This is a genomic window from Clostridium sp. LS3, assembly GCF_055330225.1.
Genome location: NZ_CM143921.1, coordinates 1364233 through 1377585, shown reverse-complemented (window position 1 = coordinate 1377585; position 13353 = coordinate 1364233). Strand labels below are relative to the sequence as shown.

The window sequence follows — 13353 nt, the reverse complement described above, 5'->3', positions numbered from 1 at the left end:
ACAACTTTAGTATATTTGTTAATTTATAATCAATCAATATTGTGGTCTTATTGTTTATTTTGGTCTTTTTGGTCTTATTTTTTGATTATGTAAAAGTTTGTAGGCCTTCCTATCTTACCATATTCTTGAATTATATCTACTTTTCCTTCTCCAACCATTTTTTCTAAGTATCTTCTTGCTGTTACCCTAGCAAGTCCACTTCCCTTCGCGACTTCTTCTGCTGTCAATTTAGTTTTATTTTTAACATTCATATATTCTATTATTTTGTTATATGTCTTTAAACTTAATCCTTTACATAATTCTCTTTCTTCTGCCTCCTCTTCAATATAATCTTTATTTATTTTTAATATGTACTGATCAATATATTCTTGATTTATATTATCTATATTTTTCATTTCAAAAAATCTATCTTTATAATTAGATAATGCTTCTTTAAATCTTTCAAACTTAAATGGTTTTATTAAATAGTCTACAGCTCCATATTTAAAGGCTTCGTTTACTGAAGCCTTGCATTTATCTGCTGTAATTAGTATTGTATCCATATTAATTTCATTTAATCTAATCCATTTTAACAAATCTAATCCTTTTCCATCTGGTAGAAATACATCTAGTAAAATCAAATCAACCTTACTTTTAGCAATTTTCTCTTTAGCTTCTTTTATATTACTTGCTTCTCCAACTACTTCAAACCCTTCTAGTTTCTCTAAAAATCTTGTATTTATTTCTTTTACCATTGGATCATCTTCAATAATAAAAACTTTTATCTTAGTCATTACTATATTTCAACCTCCCATTTAGTTATTTTATCTGAAGTTAACTTTAAACGTCCATTTAATGAATCTATAATATTTTTTATGTTATATAAGCCAAGCCCTCTGAACTCTCCCTTTGTACTAAATCCTCTTTTAAATATTTTTTCTTTTATTTCATCTTCAATCTTATTTCCATTATTTTTAACTATTATTTTTATTTTTTCTTCTTGGAAAATTCCCACATACACATATCCACCCTCTTTTCCTTTTACTTCTTCTATAGAATTCTCTATAAGATTTCCTATAATGGTTAATATATCCTGTATTCTAATATTGCTAGGAATAGTTTTTAAATATGAGTTTTCATCAATTTCGAACTTTATTTTCATTTCATCAGCTTTATTATATTTTGAAAATAGTAATCCTTGTAATGATAGTTCTTTTATTTTACTTAAACTATCTGTAATTATTCCTCTTGTCTCTGTAGTTTGAAATATATATTCTAACGCTTTATCATTTTCCTCTAATTGTATTAATCCTGCTATAGTATGTAATTTGTTCATAAATTCATGATTTTGAGCTCTTAAGTTCCAAGTTAATTCCTTTACACCTGTTAATTCTTCAGCCATATTATGCACTTTTGTAAAGTCCTGAAGACTAGCAATTGCTCCTACAACTTTACCATACTCTCCTATAATACTATAGAAATTTCCCATAACTATAATATTATTATCCAATCGTATTTCCTTATTAAATATTCTACTTCTTCTATACATTACTTCATATAATAAGTTTATTATTTTATTATCTATTTCCTCATCTGAATTTATCTTTAAAATTTCCAATGCTTTATTGTTTATTGTTGTTATATGTCCTGAACTATTTAATGCTATTAATCCTTCTTCTATATTATTTATAATAGATTCTTTTTCTCTAAGCTGAATAGCTATCTCTTCAGGTTCTAATCCGTAAATATCTTCTTTTATATTGTGTGCTAACTTTCTTGCAAGAAATATTATTACTATTAATACACCTATAAATACTGGTATTAAATCAACAACATATTCTCTAACCTCTTCTTTTAAATCTCTCTTTAAAATCCCTACAGATACTACTCCAACTTGCACCCCATCTTTGTAAATTGGCACAAAAGATCTAATAGATTTCCCTAAATGACCTTCTCCTTCAGATATATAAGTTTCACCATTTTCTAAGGCTAATTTTTCATCTCCACCTAAAAATTTTCTACCTATATTATCCGGAATTGGATGAGAATATCGTACGCCTTCGTTATCCATAATTGTTATAAATAATAAGCCTGTCTTTAATCTTACTCTTTCAGCAAAGTTTTGTACTTTAAGATTGGTAGGGTCTTCTTTATCTGCTAACTCTTTTTGAATCATCGGATTCGCTGCTATAACAAAAGCTGTATCTGTAAGACTTTTTCCTATTGTTTCAGAAACTTTCTTATTTATTATAGCTAATGAAAAAATGCTTATAATAAATATAACAGCTATAAATATAGCAATTGTTAATTTTGTAATCTTTTTTTCTAGATTCATTTATATAGTCCTCTATGTTTTACTTTATTTAATATTTTTACACAATAATTATACATTAATATATAGCTTACAACAAATAAAAAAATTAACATATATAAGTTTACTTATTCCGTCACTCCGCTCAAAGTCAACGTAAACTTACATATGTCCACTTCCAAACTGAATGTAAGGAAAGTATAAAACAAATCTATTTTTTCAAATTAAATTTCTAAAAACATTATCTATTCACATTTTCAAAACTTTAATCTTTCATACTTTCCTAGATATAAAAAGGATGAGAAATTTTTCTCATCCTTTTTATATATTTTTTATTATATTTAATACATATGATTTAAATTCTTCAAAGCTTCCATTTTGTATTGAAGCCCCTTTATTTATCTTTCCACTATTAAAGTTATACTCTGCTGATCCATAATTAAAACTTGCGCTTGAAACTATTATACTAGACTCTGTAACTCTATAGTTAACTTTTGACATCATTACATCTCTGCAAAATTCTATAAAAGCATTAGCTTTTTGTACATCTCCACCGGAAACAACTCTCATAGTAAACTTAAATAATTCATATCCTCCAATAAGCGGAATCATAGTTCCATTTGCCATATAAAATACTTTTCCCATATTATAGAAATATTTCATATCTCCAAAACTCATTGTTCTAAATTCATAGTTAATATCTAAGCTTTCATTATTTAATCCTTGGAATTTTTCTACTATATCATCCCATGCTTTTGCTTCTGCACTTTTATTATTGCTTATAATACTTTTAAATTGTGAAAAAGCATTTTCTAAATCCTTATCTTTATTTACAACTGATCCATTAACACTCACACTGTATTCATTATTTTCATATATCAATTCTACTCTATTATTCATATTAAACTCTCCTTATTAATAATTATAAAATTATTATTTAATAATTATTATTATAACATAATTTATTTTAACATTTCAAGAAGTAATATTTTTTAACTATACATACTAGTTCCGGGTAATACTACTTTAAAGTAGTCATCTTCAATAGAGTTTATTAGCTTTACTTTTCCAACTCCATAAAAGGCTTTTTTAATCCTAGAAAATCCCCCACCATTATTTAAAAATCTTTTATTGTTATCCAATGTTATTAGCTTTTCATAAATCCACATATTTCTTTTACTATGAGTTGATACTTTATCTGAACTATTTTTTTCTATTAAAGCTCCTGGACTAATTATAGATATAGTCTTAAATCCAATATTAATCTCTATAATTCTATTAGTTGATGAATAATCTCTATACAAAACTGCATTTTTTATCCCTTCCACTATTGCTGATTTAGGATAATTCTTAGGCAATATATTAGAAATTATTGTTTCTGACTTATCTACCATTTGCAGAATACTTCCTTGAATTATTATAACCTCATTTTCATTTTTATTTACTTTATTTATTATCTTTATCATATTTTGAGGTAGCCATAAGCTATTATGATTTGAAAAAATTAATAATCCACCTAAAGTACAATTCATTTTTTCACTTTCTTTTTCCCTATATGCTATTCTAGAATTTTCTAAAAGAAATTCTTTATTTTCTTCATTAAGCTCTATTCCCTTATTTTCAAAATATTTTTTAAGTAAATTTTCATCTAAAAGTGATATATTACTTTTCATTATAATAGATGTTTCCATAAAAAAATCTAAATTTTCTTCAAAAGCTTCAATTAACTCCTGTTTTCTCATAGTATCAGTTGTAGAACCTCTTCTTATATAAAAAGCTCCATTTTCCCTAATCTGATATGGTTTTTGATCTCCTGAATATATAGTTATTATACAAATTTTTTTATCATATATTTCAACTGTGTCTACTGACACTGGAATTGGTGGTTCACATCTTGATGTAATTATTTGTTGCACCTTTTCTTCATTAATTATATCAATATCATTTAGTCCAATAACCTTCTTACTTTTATCTTCAATGCCAACTATTATATATCCTCTTCCACCTCTAGAATTGGCAATTGCACAAACATCTTTTGCAAGTTCCTTTTTGCTACTTTCATATTGTAAGGATAGTTTTAATTTAAAATCTAGCTTTACTCCTTCTTCCTTTTTTATTAAGGACATTAACTTTTTGCTATCCACTAAACCATCCTCCTATCTAAAAATAACTACTATATAATGTTATATTACTATAAAAATATAAGATCAGACACATAAAATTTTGCCTGATCTTACACTTTTACATATATTTATTATTTGTCACTATTTTATAAGCTTTTTAATATAATTATTTAATTCTGTTTCAGTTACTGCCCCTTCTTTATCAACTACTATATTTCCATCTATATCAATAAGTATTGTTCTCGGAATCCCTCTAACTCTATATGCATTTGCAGCACTTAATTTTTCATCAAATAAAATATTCATATCAAAATTATTCTCTTTTATATACTTAAGAGCTTTTTCCTTAGTTTCTCTTTGGCCATCAGTTAGATTAATCATAAGTATTTCAACATCATCACTATATTTTTTCATAGCTTTTTCAAAATATGGCATTTCTGATTTACATGGTCCACACCAACTAGCCCAAATATTAATTATTACTGGTTTCTTTCCTTTGTAGTCTGATAATTTTATAGTTTCTCCAGCTTCATTATAAACTTCAATGTCAGGTGCTTTCTTAGTTTCTTCAGTTCCTTTTTTATCTATAGTTTCAACTAGCATAACATCTTCTGATAAATAATTATACCCAAGCTTAACTATAACCAATAAAAGAACTAATGATATAACTATGGTTATTAACCTTTTCTTATTATTCAAAACCCTTAAACCTCCTAATTAAATGTAAGTAATCCTAGTAAAGTATTTAAATATCCTGTCATCATTAAAATACCTATTAATATAAGTAATACTCCTGAAATAATATTTATAGTTTTATAGTTTCTCTTTATAAAAGTAAAAGCTCCCTTTAAGCTCTCTATAAGTAGTGCTGATATTATAAAAGGGATTCCTAGGCCTAAGCTATATGTAAGTAACATAAATATCCCTTCCATTGAATTCTGGCTACTTGCAGCTATCATCAAAGCTGATCCTAAAAAAGTTCCAACACATGGAGTCCATCCTATTGCAAAAATTACACCAAATAAAACTGATTTTCTTAAATTAAGATTATTTAAGTCACTCTTAGTTCTTAACTTAAAACTTCTTTCTAATATACCTATTTTAAATAATCCAATATAATTAAGTCCAAATATAACTAACAAACCTCCAGCAACAATGTTGAAGACATTCATATATCTTTGTATAAAAGCTCCAAACGTGCCTGCTGCTGCTCCTAAAACAGTAAAAATTATTGAAAATCCAATAACAAAACCTATTGAGTTTATTAAAGCCTTATTCTCCTTATCATCTTCATTACTTCCCATAAAGTAAGAAATATATATAGGTAACATAGGTAATATACATGGAGAAATAAAAGTTATTATCCCTTCCAAAAATAAGATAAAATAATTCAATTAACCACTCCTTTACTCTTTTGGATAGTATATCATAATATTTGGAATAATAAAATAAGTTACTTTTTTGATACCTTGTTATTGTATAATAAGAAACTATGCTCTTTATATCTATAGTAATTACTAAATATATTACACAAAAATAGCTAGTATATTTTTTAAATTTTACACTAGCTATACTAAAAAAACATTATCATAAATTTTAATATGAAGCACCTTAAATTTAATGATTTAAATTTATCTTTATTGCCTCTAAGTCATCTTCATTTATTTCAAGTAATTTAATTATAGTTTCTTCATCTAACCCTAAGTTTTTAAGATTTAGAAACCTTGCTATTACTGTCTGTAATTCTACTTCTCTCTTTACACCCATTTTTATCTCACTCTCTTAGAATATTACTCTTCATCATGACTGAAGTCTTTTCCTGTTTTCAGTGCTATTCTTTCAGCAACTAGATTCTTTAACAATACATTTACAGTCCAATCAATTGATGTTTCAGTAACAGTTGCTTTTAAAACATTATTAATTCTAAATTTCTTTAAATTTTCAATAAATATTCCCATCTTCGCACCAGAAATATTATTAAATATTATAGCTTTATTTTTTATTCCATCTTCTGAATCATTTGATATAGTACCCTCTAGTACATCTTTCAAAATTGAATTTCCATTTTTATAATTTAAAGTTATTTTATCTTTAATTCCTAACATTCCAGCAAGATTACCTATTGTTTTTATTTCATTTGAATTGAAGTTACATAATATTATACAACTTCTACCTTCTTTAACTTCTGTATCTTTAATATCTAATTTTTCAAATGACATATCTTTCTCCTTCTTATTCATTAAATTTCTATATCTATATCATATAAAAATAATAAAAATTAAGCAACCTTCAAATTTATTATGTTACTGGATATTTTAATATGTGAATTTTAACTTTGGATTACGGGAGTTCTATAAAGCATTTTAACTGTTATTATAAAATCAAGTAACATTATAAATAAACCTATAACATTTGATATTTTCAAAAATCTTTCTAAACTTAAGTACATACTATTTATAATTGGTTGAACTAAATTTATACCAATGTAGCATAAAATCATCCAATATATAGAAAATCTTAATGTTATTAATCCTTTATAATTATATTTCAATTTAGAATAATCCCAATATTCTTTATTAAATATTTCTTTTAATAAATATCCACTTATAAATTCAACAGTTGTTGGAACTATTAAAGATATTATAAGAGTTTCTGATAAGTTTAAATCAAGATATCTATTAAATAATACTAAAATTGTAAAAGCAATACCATACATAGGCTTATACGGCCCCTTCATAAATCCTTCTTTTTTAAACTTACCACATATAATATAGCTATATATTCCTTCTATTAGCCATCCAACAATTGAGTATAGTAGAAAATTAGAAATAGTAAAGTTTATCATAGTCATAAAAACACACCAACCTTAATTAATTTTACTCTTAGTTTAACCAAAGTATATTAATTGATACCTCTTTCCCCTATTTACTTTTAAAAACATATTTCTCTAGTCATGTTTTTTACATTTTATATAATAGAGACTCATTGTAACTTTTGAAATTTGTAAGAATAAAATGAAATTATAGGTTATTTGTAAAGGAGCGATTGATTATAGAATCAAATTATAAAAAAGTAAAATTTATACTTCTAATATTGCTAATTGCTAATGTACTTGTTGCAGCTTCAAAAATATTAGTTGGATTAGTTATAAATAGTTCTAGTGTTATGGCAGATGGATTTCACTCTATTTCAGATAGTGCTTCAAATATTGTTGGCATAATTGGAATTGTTCTTGCATCAAAACCTAAAGATAATGATCACCCTTATGGTCATAAAAAATTTGAGACAATCGCTAGTATGTTTATTGGAACTATGCTTTTATTTATATCTTTTAATGTAATTACATCTTCTATAAATAAGCTGTTTAACCCTTCTGCATTAGAAGTTAGTATAGAAAGTTTAATTATAGTATTAGTAACATTATTTATTAATATTTGTGTTGCATTTTATGAAAGAAAACAGGGAGTTAAACTTAATAGTCAATTATTAATAGCAGATTCTCTTCACACTAGAAGCGATATATTTGTTTCTATTGGAGTACTTATAGCTTTGTTCGCTGTAAAGTTAGGACTTCCACCTATTATCGATACTATATTTTCATTTATAGTTGCTTTATTTATATTACATTCTTCTTATGAAATATTTAAAGACAATATCTCTACCTTAACTGATAGGGTAATATTAGATGAAGAAGTAGTAGTAGATATTTTAGAAGAGTTTACACACATAAAAAATGTGCATAATATAAGATCTAGGGGCTATAAAGATTATGTATTTTTAGATATGCATATAAAAGTAGATTCTAATTTAAGCATTGATGAAGCTCATAAATTAGTTCATGAAGTAGAGGATACACTCTCTAATAGACTAGGTAAAAAAATAGATGTTATTATTCACGTAGAGCCTAATAAGATGTAAATTTCAAATTAATAAACAAAAAGGAACTAGTTATAAAAAATTAAAAACTTTATAACTAGTTCCTTTTTGTTAAAAATATTGGTTATCTGGTGGGTTCACCTTTATATATTCTATTATATTAAAGTAATATTCTCCATTATATTCTATTTTACCTAAAGCTTTAATCCACTGACCTTCCTTTAAATTATCCTGACAAAATGAATTTAAACCTATAATTACAGAATCAGCTACACAGCAATTCATTTCTTCTCTTGCTAAAATAAATTTATTTTCATCATTGTACTTATGAACGAATCCAGTAAATACTATATTTTCACCTAGGAAATCAATACCATTTTCATTTATTTCATCTATTATATGATGATTTTCATAAGATATTTCTAATGAATCATTAATCCCATTACTTTTAAATTTATATTCATCTATTTCTAAATCGTTATTTAAAATACTATTATTAAATATAATAATTACGCCTATCATTAAAGTAAATATTATTGGTAAATAACTAATAGACCTATCCACTCTAGAATTAAAAGTTATTACTTTAAAGAGCTGTACTATAATAAGAATTGGTAATATTCCTAAAGCTACATAAAGATTTTTAGCAGTTTTAGGACTTAAAAACTTATACACATACCCATATGTCATTAAATAAGCAATAAATATTGTTAAAAGTATTAATATTAATAACCATATAAATTCATCTACATTGAACTTTCTCATATTTCCTCCTATATGATTATTGTTAAGCTTGCTGAAAATGCTAGTACAACTAGTGTAATTACCGTTATAAGCTTAAAAGCAAATTCCTTTTTAAAATATGATCCCATTATTATAACATTCTTTAAATCTACCATTGGCCCCAGTATTAAAAATCCTGAAATTGCTGGTAATCCAAAACTCGCTAGAAACCCTTTTGCTATAAAAGCATCAGCTTCTGAACATAAAGAAAGCAAGAAGGATATTAGCATCATTATAATTATAGATAGGTATTTTCCATTTGACATTTTATTTAACATAGATTCATTAACTATGGTTATAAAAACACTTGATAAAAAAGAACCAAATATGTAGTACTTAAGTATATTTGAAAATTCCTTATTAGCGTGCTCTAAACATAATCTTATTTTAGATTTATTATAAAAGTATTGTGATTCTATACATCCACAATCACAAATATTTTTATAATTATTATCATCCTTTATAACCTCTATTCCCCTTCTAGAAATAGATTCTATTAATAGTCCTATAATAATAGCACATAACACCCCTCCAAATATTCTTATTAATACTACTTTTATATCATTAAAAGCATAATATGTTGAGGCTATGACTACAGGATTTACTATTGGCACTGAAATCATAAATACTATTGCTACTCCAACTGGGACTCCTTTTTTTATTAAGCTTTTTGCAATAGGCACTATTGCACATTCACATATAGGTATAAAAATTCCAATAAAAGCTGCAAATAATATGGATATAAATTTATTTTGGGGTAATATTTTTTTTACTATGTCTTCTGAAATATACATTTGTATAGCTGCTGAAATTATAGAGCCGATCAATATAAATGGTAGAGCTTCTAATATCATACTTATAAATATAGTTGCCCATTTTTCTAACCCTAAAGTCACCTTATTTTTCTCCCTTCTTAAAAAGAGTTGAAAGTTTTCTAGATAATAACCCCTTTTTAAAATAACTACTTGATTTTAAATCACTATCTAATACATCTATACTTTCTGAATATATTATTGGAGCTGTAAAATTAATATTTTTAATTATTTTTATTAACGTACTCTTTTTACTTTTATCTACTAAATTCAAATTATTTAACACAATAAGCTTACTTGACTGTATAAATGGAACAAGTATTTCTCCCATATTCTTTAAATATATTTCTAAAGTACTAGCATCACCTATATAGTAATTTCCATAAAACTTTACTACTTTACTTACCTCTCTATCATTAATTAAAGTACTTATTATATTCAAATCATAAGTTCCATTAAACTCAATTATTAGTTTGCTATAGTTATTTTCTTTTACTTTATCTAAAATTGTTTCTTTTAGATATTTTGAATTCCTTAGGTAAACTATGTGTACACAATCCAAACTTCTTATTACATCCTTAGATCCTTTTTCTAATAAAATTACTAGTATATTTTCATCTTTACATATATCTGTAGTTAAATATGAACTTATAAAAGATGTTTTACCAGATCCTAAAAAACCACTTACAACTTCTAATTTACACTTCATTTATTAATCCTCATTTAAAAAGACTTTTTATTTCTTCTTTATTTAAATTAATTCCTATAAATGAAATTACACTTTTATTAATTTCTTTTATTTCTCTAATTTGAAACTCATCCTTTACAAAATCAAATTGCCCATTACTTCCATCTAATAGCTTAATAATCCCTTTTGCTCTTAGTACATCCCCATAGCTTTTTGAAGCTGAAATAAATTTAAACTTAGAAACTAACTCTGCCTTAGATATTTTAGAATTTGGATAAATTGCAAAAGTTTCAAAAACTTCATCTGCACTTTTATTCTCTATATCATTTTTGTTTAATTTCACTTTTATGCCATTACTTTCTCTTATATTTAATCTACTATATTTATTACCCTCTAAAATATGATCTCCATCTACCTTATCCCATGGATCAGTTATTATTGAAATTCTTGAATTTATTCTTTTTAATTCTAAAACTATCCCTTCTATTTTTTCTTTATTTAACTTTTGAGTTCTACTTAAAACTACCTTTTTTGTGTTTAATATTTGATCCTTATAAAATTCTTTAAAGTTTTCAATATACATACTAAATTTTTCTGGATCTACAACAGTTATTATATTTTCCACCTTTGTTTTTTCTTTAAGTTCTTTATCCTTAAAAACTTTAATTATATCTGTTAACTTAGCTACTCCTGAAGGCTCTATTATTATTCTACTTGGGTTATATTTTTCTATTACTTCTAATATAGCCTTCTTAAAATCTCCTTTAACTTGACAGCAAATGCAACCTGAATTTATTTCCTTAACCTCTATATTTGAATCTCTTAATATAGCTCCATCAATGCTAACTTCTCCAAACTCATTTTCTATTATTGCAATTTCCCTCTCATAATGCCCTTCTTTAATTAATTTTTTAATAAGCATAGTTTTACCTGCACCTAGAAATCCTGAATATATATCTATATTTACTTTCATATAACACCTCTATATAGTAATTGCTTATATAATTGTTCTAAACATTTTATGTGACAAATAATTAATATATTCATAGATTGTCTAAATAAAAAAGCTATAAACCAAATAAAGATTTCTCTAAATTTTAGTTTATAGCTTTTAATTATCTTAAATTAGCTTTGTACTTTTTTAAAAGTTAAATTTTCAAAAGAGTTAGTTAAAATAAATTTACCTTCCCCAACTTTTATAAATTTCACTCTAATCTTGTCTCCTACAGAGCTTAAAGCCACTTCTCTTGAAGTCTCTGTTGAAACTGTATAAATATTTTCACTACCTTTAATCTTTATATCATAAATACTAGTTCCATCTTTTACTACTAATCCTATTCTTTCTATTTCTCCTTCTAAAACTTCCTCGCTATTGCTTCCTTCTAGAGAAATATTAGTATTAGTTAGACCTTCTAAATAATTATTAAGAGTTGACTGAAGTGAATCACCAACACCAACTACATTATAATTTTTCACATTTACCATAGCATATTGTTTTACTAATCCATTAGAATCCTTTAAAGTAGTAAAATAAGTAGGTTCATTTTGTATATTTATTAGATATGGGAAAGTTGCTGTATATTTATATTGTTGAACCTTACCTTCTGCTGACTTCATACTTGCTGTTTCTGTTGCTCCTGAAGTCTTATACATACTTGTTTCTCCAGTTCTAGTATTAGTTAAAGTAAATCCAACTAAACCTTCATCATTTCCTACTGATGTTATTCCAGTATAGTAATAGCAAGTATCATTATTATATATTAAATTCATTCCCTCTGTAGTTTTCAGCTTGTCCTTGTCACTAAAATTGAATATTCCATGTACAAGTTCTCCCCATTTATCTATATAATTCATTATATATCTATCTGGTTGAATTCGATCTATCCATTTTGGTGCATCATTTATATCATATACCTCTGAATCTCCTGTTTGTGCATCTATTACTAACACTCCTGTTGCTTTAGCTTCTGTAAATCCAATTGCATTATCATATCTTGTTATTGCCCAATAAGGATTTCCTTCATCATCTAGTTCAAAAGTAAAATCAGTATGTCCAGCTCTCATATCTCTTAAATAAGCTGCTCTCTCTAAATCACTAAATAAAAATGCAGATTCTAAATACTTTATTTTAATATCTTTTCCATTTAATTCTGTAACTAATTGAACATCACTTTCATTAGTTGCACTAATCTTTATATATCCTGGAGTTCCTTCTCTATTTGTAATCCATTTAAATAATGAAGAATGCTCTAATGGTGCAACATAATAAAGCTGTTTGTTTACACTTTGAAGAGTTAAATCACCTATTGTTACTTGACTACCTAAGCTTGGAATCTCACCTAACTTTTTATCTGCTAACTTATAAGCAACATCTTTATCAATTATCGGTAATTGCTTTAAATCAATATGCTTTATTTCATTAGTGAAGTCTACTTCATCAACCTTACCTATTAATTCTCTATGAGCTTTGTAGTTAATTAAAGGACTAAAGATAACTAACCCTAAAATATATAAAACAGCTACAAAAGCTGCTAAAGCTCCATATTTTTTGTTCATTGTTATAATTGCATAAAATGCAGTTACAACTACAAATACTGCTACAATGTAAAATAAACTTAATGTTATATCTAGTATTAGATTACTACTAAAAAGTAAAAATACCCCTACTATTAAGTAAGCTGATATTAACCAACCTAGATACGTTGAAAGTTTTCCTTTTTTCGGTGCAAAATTTCGTATATTCTCCATTTTAATCCCCCTAATTATATCTTTTACTCCGTT

The 13353-nt window shown here is 25.7% G+C and carries 15 protein-coding genes; 1 reads left to right on the top strand and 14 read right to left on the bottom strand.

Annotated elements, in window-relative coordinates; translation table 11 throughout:
* Positions 1-74: 74 nt before the first annotated feature.
* From ACZJV1_RS06345 to ACZJV1_RS06305, 9 genes are all read right to left on the bottom strand, one after another.
* A complete protein-coding gene (locus ACZJV1_RS06345; RefSeq protein WP_460287946.1) occupies positions 75-773 on the bottom strand; it encodes a response regulator in 699 nt (232 codons plus the stop codon).
* A gap of 2 nt (positions 774-775) precedes the next feature.
* Entirely contained in the window at positions 776-2314 is a 1539-nt protein-coding gene (locus tag ACZJV1_RS06340) for an ATP-binding protein (RefSeq protein WP_460287947.1), read from the bottom strand.
* A 297-nt stretch (positions 2315-2611) separates the two neighbouring features.
* The gene (locus ACZJV1_RS06335; RefSeq protein WP_463651794.1) at positions 2612-3190 is read right to left on the bottom strand and encodes a hypothetical protein; all 579 of its coding nucleotides are present in this window, start codon (positions 3188-3190) and stop codon (positions 2612-2614) included.
* A 92-nt stretch (positions 3191-3282) separates the two neighbouring features.
* Entirely contained in the window at positions 3283-4434 is a 1152-nt protein-coding gene (locus tag ACZJV1_RS06330) for an AlbA family DNA-binding domain-containing protein (protein WP_463651793.1), read from the bottom strand.
* Positions 4435-4554: 120 nt separating this feature from the next.
* Positions 4555-5112, bottom strand: a complete 558-nt coding sequence (locus ACZJV1_RS06325; RefSeq protein WP_463651792.1) for a TlpA family protein disulfide reductase — start codon at positions 5110-5112, stop codon at positions 4555-4557.
* A gap of 14 nt (positions 5113-5126) precedes the next feature.
* The gene (locus tag ACZJV1_RS06320; RefSeq protein WP_460287953.1) at positions 5127-5807 is read right to left on the bottom strand and encodes a cytochrome c biogenesis CcdA family protein; all 681 of its coding nucleotides are present in this window, start codon (positions 5805-5807) and stop codon (positions 5127-5129) included.
* A gap of 223 nt (positions 5808-6030) precedes the next feature.
* Positions 6031-6180 (bottom strand): hypothetical protein, encoded by a 150-nt coding sequence (locus ACZJV1_RS06315; protein ID WP_460287954.1) that lies wholly within the window; start codon positions 6178-6180, stop codon positions 6031-6033.
* Positions 6181-6203: 23 nt separating this feature from the next.
* Positions 6204-6632: a DUF3783 domain-containing protein gene (locus tag ACZJV1_RS06310; RefSeq protein ID WP_460287955.1), complete on the bottom strand. Its 429-nt coding sequence runs from the start codon at positions 6630-6632 to the stop codon at positions 6204-6206.
* Positions 6633-6742: 110 nt separating this feature from the next.
* On the bottom strand, positions 6743-7264 hold the full coding sequence (locus tag ACZJV1_RS06305; protein WP_463651791.1) for a putative ABC transporter permease: 522 nt from the start codon (positions 7262-7264) through the stop codon (positions 6743-6745).
* Positions 7265-7458: 194 nt separating this feature from the next.
* On the opposite strand from ACZJV1_RS06305, the gene ACZJV1_RS06300 reads away from it, so the two are divergent.
* Complete coding sequence (locus tag ACZJV1_RS06300) at positions 7459-8331, top strand: cation diffusion facilitator family transporter (RefSeq protein ID WP_463651790.1); 873 nt, start codon at positions 7459-7461, stop codon at positions 8329-8331.
* Between the two features lie 69 nt (positions 8332-8400).
* On the opposite strand, the gene ACZJV1_RS06295 is transcribed toward ACZJV1_RS06300, so the two are convergent.
* The 5 genes from ACZJV1_RS06295 to ACZJV1_RS06275 all read right to left on the bottom strand — a co-directional run bounded on the left by ACZJV1_RS06295 (position 8401) and on the right by ACZJV1_RS06275 (position 13320).
* Positions 8401-9054 (bottom strand): TIGR03943 family putative permease subunit, encoded by a 654-nt coding sequence (locus tag ACZJV1_RS06295; RefSeq protein ID WP_463651789.1) that lies wholly within the window; start codon positions 9052-9054, stop codon positions 8401-8403.
* Positions 9055-9062: 8 nt separating this feature from the next.
* Positions 9063-9968, bottom strand: coding sequence for a permease (locus ACZJV1_RS06290; RefSeq protein WP_463651788.1), 906 nt, complete (start codon positions 9966-9968; stop codon positions 9063-9065).
* A gap of 1 nt (position 9969) precedes the next feature.
* On the bottom strand, positions 9970-10593 hold the full coding sequence (locus ACZJV1_RS06285) for a GTP-binding protein (RefSeq protein WP_463651787.1): 624 nt from the start codon (positions 10591-10593) through the stop codon (positions 9970-9972).
* 10 nt (positions 10594-10603) lie between these two features.
* A complete protein-coding gene (locus ACZJV1_RS06280) occupies positions 10604-11545 on the bottom strand; it encodes a CobW family GTP-binding protein (RefSeq protein ID WP_463651786.1) in 942 nt (313 codons plus the stop codon).
* 152 nt (positions 11546-11697) lie between these two features.
* A complete protein-coding gene (locus tag ACZJV1_RS06275; protein WP_463651785.1) occupies positions 11698-13320 on the bottom strand; it encodes a cell shape-determining protein in 1623 nt (540 codons plus the stop codon).
* Between the last annotated feature and the right edge of the window lie 33 nt (positions 13321-13353).

Coding starts and splice junctions, on each gene's coding strand:
- ACZJV1_RS06310 (WP_460287955.1), bottom strand. CDS start 6,632: ATGTCATTTGAAAAATTAGATATTAAAGATACAGAAGTTAAAGAAGGT.
- ACZJV1_RS06285 (WP_463651787.1), bottom strand. CDS start 10,593: ATGAAGTGTAAATTAGAAGTTGTAAGTGGTTTTTTAGGATCTGGTAAA.
- ACZJV1_RS06345 (WP_460287946.1), bottom strand. CDS start 773: ATGACTAAGATAAAAGTTTTTATTATTGAAGATGATCCAATGGTAAAA.
- ACZJV1_RS06315 (WP_460287954.1), bottom strand. CDS start 6,180: ATGGGTGTAAAGAGAGAAGTAGAATTACAGACAGTAATAGCAAGGTTT.
- ACZJV1_RS06340 (WP_460287947.1), bottom strand. CDS start 2,314: ATGAATCTAGAAAAAAAGATTACAAAATTAACAATTGCTATATTTATA.
- ACZJV1_RS06280 (WP_463651786.1), bottom strand. CDS start 11,545: ATGAAAGTAAATATAGATATATATTCAGGATTTCTAGGTGCAGGTAAA.
- ACZJV1_RS06305 (WP_463651791.1), bottom strand. CDS start 7,264: ATGACTATGATAAACTTTACTATTTCTAATTTTCTACTATACTCAATT.
- ACZJV1_RS06275 (WP_463651785.1), bottom strand. CDS start 13,320: ATGGAGAATATACGAAATTTTGCACCGAAAAAAGGAAAACTTTCAACG.
- ACZJV1_RS06295 (WP_463651789.1), bottom strand. CDS start 9,054: ATGAGAAAGTTCAATGTAGATGAATTTATATGGTTATTAATATTAATA.
- ACZJV1_RS06335 (WP_463651794.1), bottom strand. CDS start 3,190: ATGAATAATAGAGTAGAATTGATATATGAAAATAATGAATACAGTGTG.